This window comes from Mycobacterium sp. 3519A (assembly GCF_900240945.1).
Classification (GTDB): Bacteria; Actinomycetota; Actinomycetes; order Mycobacteriales; family Mycobacteriaceae; genus Mycobacterium.
The window spans coordinates 2583290-2600938 of the sequence record NZ_OESG01000013.1; the positions used below are offsets into that span (position 1 = coordinate 2583290).

The 17649-nt window shown below is 67.1% G+C and carries 13 protein-coding genes; 7 read left to right on the plus strand and 6 right to left on the minus strand.

Features of this window, described 5'->3' with window-relative positions:
• Both C1A30_RS20270 and ilvA read left to right on the plus strand, forming a co-directional pair.
• Positions 1 to 441, plus strand: a complete 441-nt coding sequence (locus C1A30_RS20270; protein ID WP_101949909.1) for a nitroreductase family deazaflavin-dependent oxidoreductase — start codon at positions 1 to 3, stop codon at positions 439 to 441.
• Positions 442 to 467: 26 nt separating this feature from the next.
• Complete coding sequence (gene ilvA / locus C1A30_RS20275) at positions 468 to 1748, plus strand: threonine ammonia-lyase IlvA (RefSeq protein ID WP_101949910.1); 1281 nt, start codon at positions 468 to 470, stop codon at positions 1746 to 1748.
• On the opposite strand, the gene treZ is transcribed toward ilvA, so the two are convergent.
• The 4 genes from treZ to C1A30_RS20295 are packed head-to-tail and all read right to left on the minus strand — an operon-like array spanning position 1736 to position 10000.
• Entirely contained in the window at positions 1736 to 3472 is a 1737-nt protein-coding gene (gene treZ / locus C1A30_RS20280; RefSeq protein ID WP_101949911.1) for a malto-oligosyltrehalose trehalohydrolase, read from the minus strand. The genes ilvA and treZ overlap by 13 nt on opposite strands.
• Positions 3465 to 5669 carry a malto-oligosyltrehalose synthase gene (treY, locus tag C1A30_RS20285; RefSeq protein WP_101949912.1) on the minus strand — a complete coding sequence of 735 codons (2205 nt, stop codon included), beginning with the start codon at positions 5667 to 5669 and terminating at the stop codon, positions 3465 to 3467. Before treY ends, treZ begins: the two co-directional genes overlap by 8 nt.
• 3 nt (positions 5670 to 5672) lie before the next feature.
• Positions 5673 to 7823 (minus strand): glycogen debranching protein GlgX, encoded by a 2151-nt coding sequence (gene glgX, locus C1A30_RS20290; protein ID WP_101950344.1) that lies wholly within the window; start codon positions 7821 to 7823, stop codon positions 5673 to 5675.
• Positions 7823 to 10000, minus strand: coding sequence for an acyltransferase family protein (locus C1A30_RS20295; RefSeq protein ID WP_200828315.1), 2178 nt, complete (start codon positions 9998 to 10000; stop codon positions 7823 to 7825). The genes glgX and C1A30_RS20295 overlap by 1 nt, the downstream gene beginning before the upstream one ends.
• 81 nt (positions 10001 to 10081) lie before the next feature.
• Here C1A30_RS20295 and C1A30_RS20300 point away from each other — a divergent pair, with 81 nt between their 5' ends.
• From C1A30_RS20300 to C1A30_RS20315, 4 genes are all read left to right on the plus strand, one after another.
• The gene (locus C1A30_RS20300; protein ID WP_200828316.1) at positions 10082 to 11383 is read left to right on the plus strand and encodes an adenosylmethionine--8-amino-7-oxononanoate transaminase; all 1302 of its coding nucleotides are present in this window, start codon (positions 10082 to 10084) and stop codon (positions 11381 to 11383) included.
• 106 nt (positions 11384 to 11489) lie between these two features.
• Entirely contained in the window at positions 11490 to 12635 is a 1146-nt protein-coding gene (locus C1A30_RS20305) for an 8-amino-7-oxononanoate synthase (protein ID WP_101949913.1), read from the plus strand.
• On the plus strand, positions 12632 to 13303 hold the full coding sequence (gene bioD / locus C1A30_RS20310) for a dethiobiotin synthase (protein ID WP_101949914.1): 672 nt from the start codon (positions 12632 to 12634) through the stop codon (positions 13301 to 13303). Before C1A30_RS20305 ends, bioD begins: the two co-directional genes overlap by 4 nt.
• On the plus strand, positions 13303 to 13812 hold the full coding sequence (locus tag C1A30_RS20315) for a 2'-5' RNA ligase family protein (protein WP_101950347.1): 510 nt from the start codon (positions 13303 to 13305) through the stop codon (positions 13810 to 13812). The genes bioD and C1A30_RS20315 overlap by 1 nt, the downstream gene beginning before the upstream one ends.
• On the opposite strand, the gene C1A30_RS20320 is transcribed toward C1A30_RS20315, so the two are convergent.
• Positions 13805 to 14140, minus strand: a complete 336-nt coding sequence (locus C1A30_RS20320; protein WP_101949915.1) for an MmcQ/YjbR family DNA-binding protein — start codon at positions 14138 to 14140, stop codon at positions 13805 to 13807. The two genes, C1A30_RS20315 and C1A30_RS20320, sit on opposite strands and share 8 nt — an antisense overlap.
• 96 nt (positions 14141 to 14236) lie before the next feature.
• Between C1A30_RS20320 and C1A30_RS20325 the strand changes: the two genes are divergently transcribed.
• Complete coding sequence (locus C1A30_RS20325) at positions 14237 to 16993, plus strand: LuxR family transcriptional regulator (RefSeq protein WP_235010011.1); 2757 nt, start codon at positions 14237 to 14239, stop codon at positions 16991 to 16993.
• 1 nt (position 16994) lies between these two features.
• Here the strand turns inward: C1A30_RS20325 and C1A30_RS20330 are convergent, their stop codons facing one another.
• Positions 16995 to 17573, minus strand: a complete 579-nt coding sequence (locus C1A30_RS20330) for a TetR family transcriptional regulator (protein ID WP_101949916.1) — start codon at positions 17571 to 17573, stop codon at positions 16995 to 16997.
• Positions 17574 to 17649 lie beyond the last annotated feature (76 nt).

A 17649-nucleotide genomic window follows, 5' to 3' on the forward strand; every position in this document is an offset into this window, starting at 1 on the left:
ATGCCACTTTCCGGAGACTACGAACCGAGCCCATCCGACTGGGTGCGCGACCACGCCGACAAGATCATGCAAGCCGGCACCACCGACGGTGTCGACATGAAGGGCAAGCCCCTGATTCTGCTGACCACGGTCGGCGCCAAGACCGGCAAGATCCGCAAGACGCCGCTGATGCGGGTCGAGCACGACGGCCAGTACGCGGTGGTGGCTTCGCTGGGTGGGGCTCCGAAGAACCCGGTCTGGTACTACAACATCAAGGCACACCCGCGCGTCGAACTGCAGGACGGCGAGGTCACCAAGGAATACGAGGCCCGCGAGGTGGTCGGCGACGAGAAGGCCGTCTGGTGGGAGCGCGCCGTCGAGGCCTGGCCGGACTACGCCGAGTACCAAAAGAAGACCGACCGGCAGATTCCGGTCTTCGTGCTCACTCCGATTTCCGGATAACCGCTGGTTGGTGGCACCATTGATCGGTGTCCGCTGAACTGAGCCAGAGCCCCTTGACGTCACCGCTGTCCGCGGCCGACATCGACGAGGCCGCTCAGCGAATTTCCGGCGTGGTGCTGCGCAGCCCGCTGCAGTACAGCGAGCGGCTTTCGGAGGCCACCGGCGCGACGGTCTACCTGAAGCGCGAGGACCTGCAGGCGGTCCGGTCGTACAAGCTGCGCGGTGCGCACAACCTGCTGATGCAGTTGTCCGACGAGGAGATCGCCGCTGGTGTGGTGTGTTCGTCGGCGGGCAACCACGCCCAGGGTTTCGCGATGGCGTGCCGCTCGATGGGCATCCACGGCCGGGTGTACGTGCCCGCCAAGACGCCGAAGCAGAAGCGTGACCGCATCCGCTACCACGGCCGCGAATTCATCGAGCTGATCGCGGTCGGCAAAACCTACGACGAGGCCGCCGCGGCGGCGCTCGATGACGTCGCCAGGACCGGCGCGACATTGGTGCCGCCGTACGACGACCTGCGCACGATGGCGGGTCAGGGCACCATCGCCGCCGAGATCCTCGACCAACTCGACGAGGAGCCGGACCTGGTGATCGTGCCGGTCGGCGGCGGTGGCTGCATCTCGGGCATCACCACCTATCTGGCCGAGCGGACGACGAACACGTCGGTGCTCGGCGTGGAACCCGCGGGGGCGGCGGCGATGATCGCGGCGTTGGCCGCGGGGGAGCCGGTGACGCTGGAGCACGTCGACCAGTTCGTCGACGGTGCCGCGGTGAACAGGGCCGGGGCTCGGCCCTACGCGGCGTTAGCCGCGGCCGGGGACATGGTGTCGATCACCACGGTCGACGAGGGCGCGGTATGCACCGCGATGCTCGACCTGTACCAGAACGAGGGCATCATCGCCGAACCGGCGGGTGCGCTCTCGGTGGCCGCGTTGATGGAGGCCAACATCGAGCCGGAGTCGACTGTGGTGTGCCTGATTTCGGGTGGCAACAACGACGTGTCGCGGTACAACGAGGTGCTCGAGCGCTCGCTGGTGCACCTCGGTCTCAAGCACTACTTCCTGGTGGACTTCCCCCAGGAGCCAGGGGCGCTGCGCCGGTTCCTGGACACCGTGCTCGGGCCGAACGACGACATCACGCTGTTCGAATACGTCAAGCGCAACAACCGCGACACCGGTGAGGCGCTCGTCGGCATCGAGTTGGGTTCGGCGGCCGACTTCGAGGGTCTGCTGGAGCGGATGAAGGCGTCCGACATCCACGTCGAGCCGCTGGAGCCGGGCTCGCCGGCGTACCGCTACCTGCTCTGATCGGCGCGGCGCAGGACCGCGAACGAATGTCCGCCCAACCGGGTGGCTTTTGCCTGTACCGCGGGCTCGCCCGACGCCAAAGCCACTTCACCGGCGACGGGGACGTCGACGGGCTCGGTGCCGAGATTGCATGCGATGGCCAACGAACCGCGGTGCATCACGATCCATCGGGCGTCCTCGTCGTAGTCGACGGTCATGTCGTCCAGCCACGGATCGGCCATGTCGGGTTCGTTGTGCCGCAACGCGATCAGCTGTTGATAGAGCCTGCGCAGCCGACCGTGCTCGCCGTCGTCGATCTCGGACCAGTCGAGCTTGGACCGCTCATAGGTGGCGGGGTCCTGCGGATCGGGGATCTCGTCGGCGTTCCAGCCGTGTTCGGCGAACTCCCGCTTGCGGCCCTCCGCGGTGGCCCTCGCCAGCTCGGGTTCGGGATGCGAGCTGAAGAACTGGAACGGGGATGACGAACCCCATTCCTCGCCCATGAAAAGCATTGCGGTGTAGGGGGATCCGATTGCCAGCGCGGCCTTGACGGCCAGCTGTCCGAAGGTGAGGTTCTGCGACGGCCGATCGCCGGTCGCGCGGTTGCCCACCTGGTCGTGGGTCATGGTGTATGCCAGCAGCCGGGTGGCGGGGATGCTCCCGGTGTCCAGCGGGCGGCCGTGGCGCCGGTGCCGGAACGACGAGTAGGTGCCCGCATGGAAGTAGCCGTGTTTCAACGTCTGCGCCAGCGTCTGCAACGATCCGAAATCGGCGTAATACCCCTGCTGTTCGCCCGAGACCGCCGCGTGGATCGCGTGGTGGATGTCGTCGTCCCATTGCGCCGTCATGCCGTAGCCGCCGCGGTCGCGCGTGGTGATCAACCGCGGATCGTTGAGATCGCTTTCGGCGATCAACGACAACGGCCTGCCGAGTTCCTCGGCGAGCGCGTCGGTTTCGGCGGACAGTTCCTCGAGGATGTGGATCGCCGTGGTGTCGACCAGTGCGTGCACCGCGTCCAGGCGCAATCCGTCGGCGTGGAAGTCGCGCATCCACCGCAGCGCGCAGTCGATGATGTAGCGGCGCACCTCGTCGGCGTCGGCATCGGAGATGTTGATCGATTCGCCCCACGGGTTGCTGCCCGTCGACAGGTACGGCCCGAACTTCGGAAGGTAGTTTCCCGACGGGCCGAGATGGTTGAACACCGCGTCGATCAGCACGCCGAGGCCGCGTCGGTGACAGGCGTCGATGAACCGGATCAGACCGTCGGGGCCGCCGTAGGGTTCGTGCACCGCGTACCAGAGCACGCCGTCGTAGCCCCACCCGTACGTCCCGCCGAATGCGTTGACGGGCATCAGCTCGACGAAGTCCACACCCAGATCGACCAGATAGTCCAGTTTCTCGATGGCCGAGTCGAAGGTGCCCTGCGGGGTGAAGGTGCCGACGTGTAGCTCGTAGATCACCCGGCCCTCGATCGAGCGGCCCGCCCAGTCGTCGTCGGTCCACGCATCGGTGGCGGGCTGCCACAGCTGCGACCGTTCGTGTACACCGTCGGGTTGGCGGGCCGACCGTGGATCGGGCAGCACCTTCGGGTCGTCGTCCAGGACGAAGCCGTACCGCGCGTCGGGCGCCGTGTCGACCGAGGCTCGCCACCAGTCGTCGTCGGACCGGTTCATCGGATACAGGGTGCCGTCGACGTCGAGGCGTACTTGCTGCGGCCGCGGCGCCCACACTGCGAAATCAGTCATCGGTTCGCTCCAACAACGCGACCGGAGCCGCTGCGAAGAGGTCGGGTGCCGCGACACGTCCTGACCACCGGTTGCCGCTGATGCGGTCGGTCCATTCGCCGTCGGGTAGCACCAATGTGGTATCGCCCCAGCCGGTTTCGGCCAGCCGGACAGAATGCCGGGTCACCGCGGTCACTACGTCGTCACCGCGAAGAAAGGCCACGAGGTGTTCGGCGCCCGCGCCCTGGGGCAGCAGCGGCGTGTAGCCGCCGTCGACGAACGTGTCCGGACGGTCGCGACGCAGCCGCAGGGCGGCGCGCGTCACCGTCAGCTTCGGATGTTGCGAAGCCTGCTGTCGCGCAGCGTAATCCACCGGCCGCCGGTTGTCCGGGTCGACGAGGCTGTCCTCCCACAACTCGGTGCCCTGATACACGTCGGGCACCCCCGGCGCGGTCAGCGCCACCAGCTTCTGGCCGAGGCTGTCGTTGTGGGCGTGTTCGTCGAGTCGGCCGACCAACGACGTCAGGCCGGCCCCGATCGGACCGTCCAGCACCGCGTCCAGCCACTCGTGCACGGCTTTTTCGAACGCGATGTCGGGATCGTTCCACGACGTGTGCGTCGCGGCTTCCCGGATGGCCTTCTCGGCGTAACCGTGCAACCGGTCGCGCAGCTCGTCGGTCACCACACCGTCGACCGGCCACACGCCGAACATGTTCTGCAACAGGAAAAGCCCGGTGGACGCGTCCGGCGGGGGTGTCTGTAGCGCCCACTTGCCGACCAGCTCCGCCCACAGCGACGGCACCTGCGACAGCAGCCCGATACGGGCCCGCACGTCTTCACCGCGTTTGGTGTCGTGGGTGGTCAACGCCACCATGGCATGCGGCCAGAGCCGGGCCCTTGTCGCGGCGCGCTCGTGGAACTCCGCGACGCTGACCCCGAACCGCTTGGGCTCTCCGCCCACCTCGTTCAGCGACACCAACCGGGCGTCCCGGTAGAACAGGCAGTCTTCCATCGACTTCGCGGTCGCCGCACCACACAGCTGCTGCAGTCGCACCGCCGACTCGGTGCTGGCCGACACGGCCGACGCCACGATGGTCAGCGGTTCTGCCAATTCCGGGACGGTCGTGACTGTTTCGGCCAGCGCCTCGGACAGCACCAGCGACAGCGACCGGTAGTCGCAGCGGTAGACCGGCACCCGGCTGATCAGTTCGGCGACCGCCCTTGGGATTTCCGGGTGGTCGGTGCCCGTCGCGGAGACGATCGTGCGGTGCAGCCGCGCCAATTCGCTTCCCAGTGTGTCGGTGACCGCTTCGGCCTTCAGCCTGCGGGCCAACACCGGCATCTCGTCGTAGTCGGCGCCGGTCGAGTTGAACAGCGCGGTGAGCGGTTCGGCGCCCGCCGGATCGAGGAACAGCCCACCGATTTCGCGCAACGCGTCGTAACCGGTCGTTCCCGCCACGGGCAGCGTCGTCTCCAGTGGCTCGTCGACGGCCAGGATCTTCTCGATCACGATCCACGCCTGCGGCCCGACCAGTTCCCGCAACCATACGAGATAGCCTGCGGGATCTGACAATCCGTCGGGGTGGTCGATCCGGATGCCGTCGACGAGGCCGTCGGTGAACCAGCGCTTGACTTCGGTGTGGGTGGCGTCGAACACCGCGCGGTCTTCCTGGCGCAGCCCCGCAAGCGACGTGATGGAGAAGAACCGGCGATATCCGCAGATGCCGTTGCGCCACCCGATCGGGCGGTAGTGCGTCTGGTCGGCGGGATAGTTCGGCGGGGCGTCGTCGTCATCGGAACCCAGCACCGGCAGCACGATCCGGCCTTGCGGATCGAGGTCCCAGTCGATGTCGAAATACGAGGCGTAGGGCGAATTCCGGCCCTTCTCCAGCACGTCGCACCACCAGCGGTTCTGGGTCGGATCGTCGACGCCGACGTGGTTCGGCACGATGTCCACGACCAGGCCCATGCCGCGTTGTCTGGCCGCGGCCGAGAGCCGCGCCAATCCCTCCGCGCCGCCGAGGGCGGGGGAGACGGTGGTGGGGTCGGTGACGTCGTAGCCGTGTGTCGAACCGTCGGCGGCGGTGAGGATCGGCGACAGGTACAGGTGAGAGACGCCGAGGTCGTCGAGATAGTCCAGCACCGCGATGGCGTCGTCGAAGGTGAAGCAGTCACCCCGCATCTGGAGGCGATACGTCGAAAGCACTCGAGAAGCCATGTGTCAGGCGGTCTTACGCAGCACAAGCAGGGACCTCGAGTGCAGCGAGATCTTCTTGCCTGCCGTGACGACCAGTTCGGTGGATCCCGTCGCGTCGGCGGTGTCGAGCACGGCGGTCCACTCCTTGGCGTAGTTGCCCTTCGGGGTCACGAAGTCCTGCGGCTTGTCGTGTGCGTTGAAGCACAACAGAAATGAGTCGTCGACGACCCGCTCGCCGCGTGCATTGGGGGTGGGGATGGCCTCGCCGTTGAGGAACACCGCGACGCACTTGCCCAACCCGGTGCCCCAGTCCTCGGGCGTCATCTCCTTGCCCGCCGGTGTCAGCCACGAGATGTCGCGGACCTGGCCGCCGGTGCGGATCGGTTTGCCCTCGAAGAAGCGCCGTCTGCGGAAGACGGGATGGTCGTGCCGCAGCTTGGTGACGCGACGGGTGAAGTCGAGCAGGTCGGCGTTGGTCTCGCACAGTGACCAGTCCATCCAGGAGATCTCCGAGTCCTGGCAGTAGACGTTGTTGTTGCCGCCCTGGGTGCGCCCGATCTCGTCGCCGTGCGAGATCATCGGGGTGCCCTGCGAGATCATCAGCGTGCCCATGATGTTGCGCATCTGCTTGGCGCGCAACGCCAGGATCTCCGGATCGTCCGTCGGGCCTTCCACGCCGCAGTTCCACGACCGGTTGTGGCTCTCGCCGTCGCGGTTGTCCTCGCCGTTGGCCTCGTTGTGCTTCTCGTTGTAGGACACCAAGTCCGCCAACGTGAAGCCGTCGTGGCAGGTGACGAAGTTGATGCTCGCGCCAGGGCGGCGGCCGGTGGCCTCATAGAGGTCCGAGGAACCGGTCAGCCGCGAGGCGAACTCGCCGAGGGTTGCGGGCTCGCCCCGCCAGTAATCGCGCACAGTGTCGCGATACTTCCCGTTCCATTCGGTCCACAAACCTGGAAAATTGCCGACTTGGTAGCCGCCTTCGCCGACGTCCCACGGTTCTGCGATCAGCTTCACCTGGCTGACCACCGGATCCTGCTGCACCAGATCGAAGAACGCGCTCAATCGGTCGACCTCGTAGAACTCGCGGGCCAGCGCCGCTGCGAGATCGAACCGGAAGCCGTCGACGTGCATCTCCAGCACCCAGTACCGCAGCGAGTCCATGATCAACTGCAGCGTGTGCGGGTGGCGTGCGTTGAGGCTGTTGCCGGTGCCGGTGAAATCCCGGTAGAACCGCAGGTCACCGTCCTCCAACCGGTAGTAGGCGGCGTTGTCGATGCCGCGAAAGTTGATGGTGGGGCCGAGGTGATTGCCCTCGGCAGTGTGGTTGTAGACGACATCGAGAATCACCTCGATGCCCGCTTCGTGGAACGACCGCACCATGGTCTTGAACTCGGCCACCGCACCGCCGGCGTGCTTGTTGGCCGCGTACTGGTGGTGCGGCGCGAAGAAGCCGAAGGTGTTGTACCCCCAGTAATTTCGCAACCCCAGGTCGATCAGCCGGTGATCGTGCAGGAACTGGTGCACCGGCATCAGCTCGATCGCGGTGACGTTCAACGACTTGAGGTGGTCGATGATCGCCGGATGGCCCAGCCCGGCGTAGGTGCCGCGGAGTTCCTCCGGGATGCCCGGATGGGTCTGCGTCATGCCCTTGACGTGAGCCTCGTAGATGATCGTCTCGTGATACGGCGTGCGCGGAGCGCGATCCGATCCCCACTGGAAGAACGGGTTGATCACCACGCTGGTCATCGTGTGGCCCAGCGAGTCGATCCGCGGCGGTGTGCCGCCCGACGCCAGGTCGTCGGCCTGCAGGTCGTAGGAGAACAGCGCCTGGCTGAAGTCGAAGTCGCCGTGGAATGACTTGCCGTACGGGTCGAGCAGCAGCTTGCTTGGATCACACCGGTGGCCGGCCGACGGATCCCACGGGCCGTAGACGCGGTAGCCGTAGCGCTGGCCGGGAGTGACCGTCGGCAAATAGCAGTGCCAGACGTACCCGTCGACCTCGTCCAGGTTGATGCGCTGCTCGCTGCCGTCCTTGGCGAGCAGGCACAGCTCAACCCGCTCGGCCACCTCGGAGAACAGCGAGAAGTTGGTGCCTGCGCCGTCGTAGGTGGCCCCGAGTGGGTAGGCCTCACCAGGCCAGACGGTCGGCACCGATGCAGGCCCCGGGGATGACATCAGGGCTGCCACCAGCCGGTGGCCAGGCCGATCTGGCGCCCCAGTTCGTTCGTCATGGTGCGCATGTAGGTGGTCGAGATGTGGTGGGAGTCGCGGTACAGCAACACATTCCCCTCCACGGCGCGGCAGATGTCCTTCCGACACACCGCATCGCTCATGTCGAGCGGCTTCAGCAACGGAAACTGCCTGACGAAGTCCAATGTCTGGTTGTGCTCTGACAGTACGTCGGATCGCTTCATGCCGCAGGAGTTCGCGTTACCGCCGCGGGCCAGACAGTCGGCGGGGAAGAACGGTTTGTTGTTACGGACCATCCACGGGGTGTCACGCATCGCGAGGATCGGAATGTTGTTGTCGGACAACGCTTGCCAGATGCCGATGTAGAACGACGGCATCACGTCACCGGGTTTGATGTTCCACGGCCTTGTCGACGTCGTGAACACGAAATCGGGACGATCGGCGATCAACTTCGGCAGCACCCGGTTGTTCCACACCCGGCAGCCCGGGTACGGGCGGTTGTCGCCCATCACCAACGGCAACTGTTCGGTGGTCAACGGGCAACCCATCTTCAGGTAGGTGACGACCCTGAAGTGGTGCATCTGGCCGAGCAGGTCCAACGCGGTGATCCAGTGCTCAGCATGGGAACTGCCCGCCAGCGCGATGGTGCGGGTGGCTTCCTTGTCGCCGAACGTGCAGTCGACGACGTCGCTGTTGTCGAAGTCGCTGATGCAGCCGTCGAGCGTGGTTTCCGGCAGGTCGTCCTTGGCCTCGAGCACCGTCGGGCGCATCGGCAGCTTGGGCACCTTCGCGTGATTGATCAACGCGGTGGCGCCGGGATAGTCGCGCAGCGAAAGGTTCGCCAGCTCTTTGCCGTTCGCGCGTTGCACGGTGACGTGTTCGCGCCATCCGAACGCGGTCGCCGTCAACGCGACGCCCAGCAGTCCGACGATCGAACCCATCACGATCGTCGGGCGGCGCAACCGGGTCCACAACGGCACGGCGGGCGCAGGCTTGGCCGCCTTCGCCGAGGCGCGGTACCGCAGCGGTGTCTCCACGTACCGCAGCGTCAGCCAGGCCAGCAGACCGGAGACCAGTAGCACCGCGGCGCCCTCGACGAAGTTGACCTTCGGCTCACCGGTGTACGACAGCCAGAAGATCAGCAGCGGCCAGTGCCACAGGTACAGCGAGTACGCCATGCCGCCGAGCGTCACGAACGGGGCGGTGGCCAGTAACCGGTTCGGAGCGGGCAGGCGCTCCGCGGTCTTCGGATCGGTCTGCCGATTGGCCGCCGACAGGATGAACAGCATGGTGGCGCCAACGGGCACCAGGGCCAGCGGACCGGGGAACTCCTTGACCCCGTCGATCAGCGCGCCGCACGACAGAATCGCCGCCAACGACACCACGGCGACCGTCGTGCGCAACCACATCGGCCAGCGCACGTACGGCACCACGGCGCCAAGCAGCGCACCCAGCAGCAACTCCCACGCCCTGGCGAAACTGTTGTAATAAGCGGTCGCCTGATCGGCGTTGTGAGCAAATATCGCGTAGACGAACGACGCGATGGTCAACGCGCTCAGTAGGAGCACGAACGTAATCCGCATGTACTTGCCGAGTCTGCGACGCAACAGATAGGCGAACCCGAAGATCAGCGCCAGGAAGCCGATGTAGAACTGCCCCTGCACCGACATCGACCAGATGTGTTGCAGCGGGCTGACCGCCTCGCCCGCGCGAAGGTAGTCCGAAGCGGTGTTGGCAAGCTCCCAGTTCTGGAAGTAGCCGAGACTGGCCAGACTCTGGTCAGCAAACGTCTCCCAGCGCGTCTCCGGCTGCACCAGGATGGTGAGCACCGCGGCGGCGGCGAGCACCACGACGAGAGCGGGCAGCAGCCGACGAACAAGTCGGGTCACTTCGGGCACGGGGGACAGCGACGTGCCGGGCTTCAGCGCGGTGCGCAGCAGGCGGCCACCGAAGAAGAAGCCGGACAACGCCAAGAAGACGTCGACGCCGCCGGAAACCCGGCCAAACCACACGTGGAACACCGCGACCAGCGCGATGGCGATGCCACGCAGGCCGTCCAAATCGTGGCGGTAGAAACCCGATTCACGCGTCCCCATGGCGACGCGCGAGTTGGCACCCGGATCGGTGACGGCCGCAGGCCGGGCAGGAGCGAGGGTCATCATGGTCGACGGTTAATCTACCCAAGATCGGCTGCCGCCTCATGCCGCAGCCGACCGGTCGCAGCCACCGAGCAAAGGATCAGGGTGGTTTTACAGAAGGCGTTGACCCCCGCGGAGATCAGCGCGATCGACGCCGCGCACGTCTGGCACCCGTACAGCACCATCGGTGCCGAGGCGCTGGCCCCGGTGGTGGCGGTCGGCGCCAAGGGCGCCTGGTTGACACTGATCGACGACGGTGAGCGGATCGAGGTGCTCGACGCGATGGCGTCCTGGTGGACCGCGATCCACGGCCACGGACATCCCGCGCTGGATGCGGCGATCACCCGCCAACTGGCGACGATGAACCACGTCATGTTCGGTGGGCTGACGCACGAACCGGCCGCCCGGCTGGCCGAGCTGCTGGTGCAGATCACGCCTGACGGGCTCGACACGGTGTTCTTCAGCGACTCCGGTTCGGTGTCGGTGGAAGTCGCGGTCAAGATGGCGCTGCAGTACTGGCGCAGCATCGGACGTGGCGACAGGCATCGGCTGATGACGTGGCGCGGTGGCTACCACGGCGACACGTTCACACCGATGAGCGTGTGCGACCCGGACGGCGGCATGCACCAGTTGTGGACCGACGTCCTGGCCCGCCAGGAGTTCGCACCCCAGGTGCCCACCGACTACGACGACGGCTACGTCGCGGCGTTCGAGAAGCAGTTGGCCGAACACGCCGACGAACTCGCCGCGGTGATCGTCGAACCCGTCGTGCAGGGCGCGGGCGGGATGCGGTTTCACGACCCCCGGTATCTGGTCGATCTGCGCGCGATCTGCGACCGCCACGGTGTGCTGCTGATCTTCGACGAGATCGCCACCGGCTTCGGCCGCACGGGTGAGCTGTTCGCGGCCGATCACGCGGGGGTGCGCCCCGACATCATGTGTGTCGGCAAGGCGATCACCGGCGGTTACATCACGCTGGCCGCGACGCTGTGCACCCGCGACATCGCGGACACGATCAGCACGCATGAGCCCGGTGCGCTGATGCACGGTCCGACGTTCATGGCCAACGCGCTGGCGTGCGCTGTCGGTGTGGCCGCGGTCGAGCTGCTGGTCGAACAGGATTGGCGGGCAAGGGTTTCCACGATCGAGGCAGGGTTGCGGCAGGGGCTGGCCGGCGCGGCGGACCTGCCTGGGGTCGCCGATGTGCGGGTGCTCGGGGCGATCGGGGTGCTGGAGATGACCAAACCGGTCGACCTGCGCATCGCGACACCCGCGGCGCTGCGGCACGGCGTCTGGCTGCGCCCGTTCCGCAATCTGATCTACGTGATGCCGCCCTACATCTGCACCGATGCCGAGATCGCGCAGATCACCTCGGCGATGTTGGGCGTCGCCGATGCGCTAACCTGAACACCGTTCAATTGTCGGCTCAGCCGACGCGTTCAATTGTCGGCTCAGCCGACGCGTTCAATTGTCGGCTCGGCCGACGCGTGCAAGTCCGTCCGGAGGTGACCAGGTGACGCGTGTCGGTCTTTCCCCGCTGGCCTGGCTCGACGACGTCGAGCAGCAGCGCCGCGCGGCCGGGCTTCGTCGCTCCCTGCGCACGCGTCCGCCGGTCGGCGCCGACCTCGACCTGGCCTCCAACGACTACCTCGGGCTGTCGCAACACCCCGCCGTGATCGACGGCGGCGTCGACGCGCTGCGCACCTGGGGCGCCGGTTCGACCGGGTCGCGACTGGTCACCGGCAACACCGAACTGCACGAAGGCTTCGAGGCCGCGCTCGCGGAGTTCGTCGCCGCGGAATCGGCACTCGTGTTCTCGTCGGGCTACACCGCCAACCTCGGGGCGGTCGTGTCGCTGTCCGGGGCGGGGTCGCTGTTGGTGTCGGATGCGCTGACCCACGCGTCGCTGGTGGACGCCTGCCGGTTGTCGCGGGCCCGCGTCGTGGTGACGCCGCATCGGGACCTCGCCGCTGTGGAGGCGGCACTGGCCGCCAGGGATGAAGAGCGCGCCGTCGTGGTGACGGACTCGGTGTTCTCCGCCGACGGTGTGCTGGCACCGCTGCGCGCCCTGCACGACGTGTGCCGCAGGCACGGCGCACTGTTGATCGTCGACGAGGCGCATGGCCTCGGCGTGCGCGGCAGCGGAGGGCGGGGCCTGCTGCACGAGGTCGGCCTCGCCGGTGCGCCCGACGTGGTGATGACGACGACGCTGTCCAAAGCGTTGGGCAGCCAGGGTGGCGTGGTGCTCGGGCCCGCCGCGGTGCGGGCGCATCTGATCGACGCGGCGCGACCCTTCATCTTCGACACCGGCTTGGCGCCCGCCGCGGTCGGCGCCGCGTGGGCCGCGCTTCGCGTGCTGATCGACGAGCCATGGCGAGCCACGGCGGTGCTCGATCACGCGGCCGCGCTCGCCGAGATGTGTGGGGTGGCCGAGCGTCCGGATTCGGCGGTGGTGTCGGTGATCCTCGGCGAACCCGAGGTGGCCTTGGCGGCCGCCGCGGCCTGCCTGGAGCGCGGGGTGCGGGTCGGCTGCTTCCGCCCGCCGACCGTCCCCGCTGGGACATCACGGCTGCGGCTGACGGCGCGGGCGTCGCTGTCCGACGACGAAATGGCTTTGGCGCGCGAGGTTCTCACCGAAGTACTCGCAGATCTGCCGTGAGCACGCTTGTCGTCACGGGCACCGACACCGGGGTGGGCAAGACGGTGGCCACCGCCGCGCTCGCATGTGCGGCCCGACAGGCCGGTGTCGACGTCGCCGTGTGCAAACCCGTGCAGACCGGTAGCCCCCGAGACGACGACCTCGCCGACGTCGCCCGACTTGCGGGCGTGACTGCGCTTTACGGCACGTGGCGGTATCCCGAACCGCTGGCACCGGCCGCTGCCGCCGAGCGGGCGGGTATGGCACTGCCCACCCGCGACGAGCTGGTCCGGTCGGTGACCGCGGTCGATGCAAAGCTGACGTTGGTCGAGGGCGCGGGCGGTCTGCTGGTCGAACTCGGCCAGGGCGGGGTGACGTTGCGCGACATCGCACGCGACCTGGCCGCCCAGGTGCTGGTCGTCGTCTCACCCGGCCTCGGCACGCTCAACCACACCGCGCTCACGCTGGAAGCGCTTGCCGCGCAGCACATTCCATGCGCCGGCCTGGTGATCGGGGCGTGGCCGCGCGAACCTGGCGTCGCCGAGACAGGCAACCGTGACGCGCTGGAACGGATGGCTGCAGTGCGCGCGGTGCTGCCTGCGGGTGTCGGAGCCTCGAGCGCCAGCGACTTCGAATCGATGAGCGCCGCCGCCTTCGACACCCAGTGGGTCACGAGCCTGGCGGGCTGATGGTCCACTCCGTCGAGGTGGTCTTCGATCCGGACACCGAAGAGGCCGTCCGGCACATCTGGGACGGGCTGCGGGAGGCGGGAATTCCCAGCCAGGCTCCCGCGAGCAGGCCGCATTCGACGTTGACCGTCGCCGAGCACATCGACAGCGACGTCGACGCGGTGCTGCAGTCGCTGACGACGCGGTTTCCCCTCCCGTGCCGGATCGGCGCGCCGTTGTTGTTCGGCCGGTCCCAGTTCATCCTGACCCGGCTGCTGGTACCGACGGCGGCGCTGCTGGACCTGCATGCCGAAGTCTGCCTGCGCTGTCTGCCGTTTCAGCGCCCCGAGCCGATGGCAAACTCGCTGCCAGGGCAATGGACCGCACACGTGACGATGGCCCGCCGACTGCACGCCAGCCAGCTGGGGCGCGCGCTGCGGATAGCCGGTCGACCGTCGGAGATCGTCGGTCAGGTGATCGGCATTCGTCGCTGGGACGGCAACGCCAAACGCGAATACCGGATCAGTTGACTTCTGCGGCAACCTTTTTGGGTACGCACATCCGCCATGCATCGACGACGAGTTCGCGTACCTCGTCGAGGTCGATGGCGTCGAGTCGGACGGCGATCCAGTTGTACCGCATATCCGATGGACGCGGCAGCATGAACTTGTCGGGCTCGGCGGCCGCCATCGCCGCCCGTTCTTCCTTGGGGAAGCCGACGCCCATCACCGTCTCATCGCGCGAAAACGCGACGAAAACGATCCGCCCCACCCGGAACTTGATCCGGTCGCGCACCACCACCTCGTAGGCCCGGGGCAATCCCGCGGCGATGCGCCGCACGTCGTCGACGGTGATCACATTTCGAGACGCTAGCCCAGCCATCCGACAACATCCGGGCTGACTGGGAAATTGGTTGCGCTGACAACCTCAGCAAAACCTGAGATTCTTCTGTACGTGTCGGGGATTATTAGCCGACCTGATGAAGAACGGGCAGTTGACGACTTCTTGGGTTTGGCGAGTAAAAGCCCGGCGGCGTTGCTGGTCGAGGGTGCAGCCGGGATAGGCAAGACCACGTTGTGCCTGCACGCTCTCGATGCGGCGCGCGGGCGTTCGATGCAGGTGCTCACCACCCGACCCGCGCAGGCCGAATCCGTCGTCGCGTACAGCGCGTTGGCCGACCTGCTCGGGGGAACCGAGGCACGGTTACTCGAGCATCTGCCGCAACCCCAGATGAAAGCCGTCGACCAGGTGCTCCTGCGAGCCGACGAAACCGACGGAGTCACCGAACCCCGCGCGGTCGCGGCGGCCTTCCTGGCCCTCGTCGAAGCGCTCGCCGCGGAGACCCCGGTGCTCGTCGCCATCGACGACGTGCAGTGGCTGGACCCTTCGTCGCTTTTTGCAGTGAGTTTCGCTGCGCGGCGGTTCATCGGCAGGGTCGGCGTGCTGGCCACTCGTCGCACCGAGCCCGGTACGCGGGCGGCGACGGAACTGCTTCAGGTCAGGGACCCGACGGCGATGCGGCAGATCGCATTGTCTCCGTTCTCGATCGGTGAGTTGTCAGACCTGCTCACCGGTCGCCTGGGCAGGCACTTCACCCGCTCAGAGGTCAGGCGGATACACGAAATCTCGGGCGGCAACCCCTTCTACGCGCTCGAGTTGGGCCGTGTTTTTCACGGTGCGACATCCAGCGGAGAGGTATCGCTTCCTGATTCGCTTTCGGACGTGGTCGAGGCGCGCATCCACGGGCTGAATCCGGACACTCGGCACATTCTGCTGGCGGCCGCATGTCTGTCCGCACCCTCGACCGAGGTCATCGCGAAGGCGATGGGGACCTCGACGGAACGCGTCGCGAAACTGCTCGAACCGGCTGAGGCGGACGGGATCGTTCGCCTCAACGGAGGTAGCCTGACTTTTTCTCATCCACTGCTGGCGCACGGCGTCTACGCCGGCTTCGCGCCGTCCGAACGCCGGGCGATGCACCGCGCCATCGCCGACGTGGTGGAGCAGCCGGAGCTGCGTGCGCGCCACCTCGCCCGCGGGGCGACGAGCGCCGACGCGACGACGCTCGCGGCTCTCGACGAGGCCGCCCAGATGGCGCGGAACCGCGGCGCACCTTCGGCCGCCGCGGAGCTGCTCGACCTCGCGATCGCGCTCGGTGGCGACGACCCCGATCGGCAAATACGCTCTGCGACACATCACTTCGAAAGTGGGGCTGCGGAGGCAGCGCGGTCGCTGCTCAACGTTGCGATCAAGCGGCTCAAACCGGGCCGGACCCGTGCCGCCGCGGCCAGCCTGCTCGCCACCATTGTCATGTATGCCGACGGATTCGGTTCGGCGGCAAGCCTTTTGGAAGGCTTCCTGCCGGAAGCCGCTGACGACGCGGGGTTGTCGGTTCAGATGCTGATGGCACTCGCATACGTGCTGATCAACATCGGGCGCAAGCGAGACTCGGCAAACCGCATCGACGAAGCCGTCCAGCGCGCAGAGGCGCTCGGTCAGCCCACGTTGCTGAGTCGCGCCCTCGGCCTGCAGGTCGTGTTGCGGTTCATGTGCGGCGCAGGGGTAGACGAGGCGAAGCTGCAGCGCGCGTTGGCGCTGGAGGACGACAAATCACCGGCGCAGGTCGCGTTTCAGCCCAGAGTGCAGAACGCGATCCTGCGGGCGTGGATCGGTGAACTCGCTGTCGCGCGCCGAGAGCTTCGGTCGATACACCAGCAGCGGATCGAGAACGGCGAGGAAAGCGAGTCGATCTTCATCTCGTATCACCGCGCGATGGTCGAGATCTGGAGCGGCGAGTTCGACGAGGCCCGGCGCATCGCGGACGACGCCATGGACCGCGCGGCGCACCTCGACGGCGATGTCCATCTGTTCAGCGCGATCGCGATCCGCTCGTCACTCGCCGCATTCGCGGGCGAGGTGGAGGCGGCCCGCAGCGACGCGAGGGTCGCCCTCGATGCGTCTGATCGTAGCGAGGGCCGTGAATTGGGCGGCTGGATGGTGGCGAATCTCGGTTTCCTCGAGACGTCGCTGGGCCGTTATGCGGAGGCCGTTGCGGTCATGCAACCGGTCATCGACGGCCTGCTCGCGGATCCGGACTACTCCGAGATCATCGTGGCGTCCTGCGTCGGCGACGCGGTCGAGTCGATGGTCCAGTTGGAGCGACTCGGCGAAGCGCAACGCCTGACCGATCTGATGGGGCGCAACGGCACTCGACTGGATCGTGCGTGGATGCTTGCGGTGGCGGGGCGGTGCAGTGGAATGCTGCTCGCCGCCAGGGGTGACCTGGCCGGCGGGATACGCGCCGCCGAGGCGGCAATGACGCAGCACGACCGGGTCCCGATGCCGTTCGAGCGTGCCCGAACTCAGTTGCTGCTCGGGCAGTTACAGCGCCGGTTGCGAAAGAAACATGCGGCTTCGGCATCGCTGCGCGAGGCGCTGGACACGTTCGAGCGGCTGGGGACTCCGTTGTGGGCCGACCGCGCGCGTGCCGATCTGGCCAGGGTGACGGTCAACGCCGGTGTCGCGGTGCTGACGCCGTCCGAACGACAGGTCGCCGAACTCGTCGCGTCGGGCATGACCAATCGTGCCATTGCCGCCGAACTGTTCATCAGCCCGAAGACCGTCGACACCAATCTCTTTCGCATCTACCGCAAGCTGAGCATCCACTCGCGCGCCGAATTGGCCCGGTGGGTGTCCGAGCAACTGGGATGACCTACAGACGATGGCTTTGCCGCGCTTCGATTCCCGCGAGGAGCAGGCCGATCCCGAACGCGAAGCGACCGGTGTCGTCATCCGACCAGATCGACTGCGCTTCCGGTAGTTCGGCGCCCGCCGCGTCCCACTGAAGCCGCGACTGCTCGTCGGCAGTGAAGCCGAGGACGTAGTACAGGATGGTGCGGGCAGCAAGCCCGGCGTGCGCGGCTTCCACGCCGGCGTCGGTGACCGCATCGGTCAGCCGCAGCAGGATGTGCGCCATCGCGGTCGACTGTCCTGACGCGAAACTCGCCGACACCAACTCGGCACCGTCGGTGTGGGACAACAGCGCGTCACGCAACCGGCCGCACGTCCCGGTCACCCGCTGCTGCCAAGCGCCGGGCTGGTCGTCGACCGACTCGAGGATCCGGTCCGCGACCGCACCCAACAACTGCTGCTTGTTGGCGAAATGCCAGTACAACGCGCCGGGGGAGACGGTGAGCTCCCGGGCCAGCCGCCGCATCGTCAGGTCCGCGATCCCGTAGGAGTCGAGCAGCGCGGTCGCCGCGTCGACCACGTCGCGTTTGTGGAGCTGCACACCGGTACCCTAACCTGAACGGTGTTCAACTGTCGGCCCGGCCGACGTGTTCAACTGTCGGCCTGGCCGACGTGTT

Excerpts from the sequence above, each read along its gene's own strand:
- glgX (WP_101950344.1), bottom strand. The coding sequence starts at position 7,823 with ATGTCATCCCCGGGGCCTGCATCGGTGCCGACCGTCTGGCCTGGTGAG.
- C1A30_RS20270 (WP_101949909.1), top strand. The coding sequence starts at position 1 with ATGCCACTTTCCGGAGACTACGAACCGAGCCCATCCGACTGGGTGCGC.
- treZ (WP_101949911.1), bottom strand. The coding sequence starts at position 3,472 with ATGACTGATTTCGCAGTGTGGGCGCCGCGGCCGCAGCAAGTACGCCTC.
- treY (WP_101949912.1), bottom strand. The coding sequence starts at position 5,669 with ATGGCTTCTCGAGTGCTTTCGACGTATCGCCTCCAGATGCGGGGTGAC.
- C1A30_RS20295 (WP_200828315.1), bottom strand. The coding sequence starts at position 10,000 with ATGATGACCCTCGCTCCTGCCCGGCCTGCGGCCGTCACCGATCCGGGT.
- C1A30_RS20315 (WP_101950347.1), top strand. The coding sequence starts at position 13,303 with ATGGTCCACTCCGTCGAGGTGGTCTTCGATCCGGACACCGAAGAGGCC.